This is a genomic window from Streptomyces varsoviensis (assembly GCF_000718635.1).
GTDB lineage: Bacteria > Actinomycetota > Actinomycetes > Streptomycetales > Streptomycetaceae > Streptomyces > Streptomyces varsoviensis.
Window position 1 is genome coordinate 1 of record NZ_JOBF01000100.1, and the last position, 232, is coordinate 232.

Here is a 232-nt window from a genome sequence, read left to right on the forward strand (position 1 = left end):
GATGATGAATGATCTGACGGGGGAGCGGAATGTGATTTTGGGGGGGTTGGCGATGGGGATGTCGCGGGAGGAGATCCGGGCGCGGTATCAGGAGATCGTGGACTTCTCGGGGATCAATGAGAAGGGGGATTTTATTTCGTTGCCGATGCGGACGTATTCGTCGGGGATGGCGGCGCGGTTGCGGTTCGCGATCGCGGCGGCGAAGGATCATGATGTGCTGATGATCGATGAG

The 232-nt window shown here is 58.6% G+C and carries 1 pseudogene; it reads left to right on the top strand.

The features are described 5' to 3' along the window. A pseudogene (locus IF55_RS35780) lies at window positions 1–232 on the top strand (ABC transporter ATP-binding protein); the annotation flags it as partial.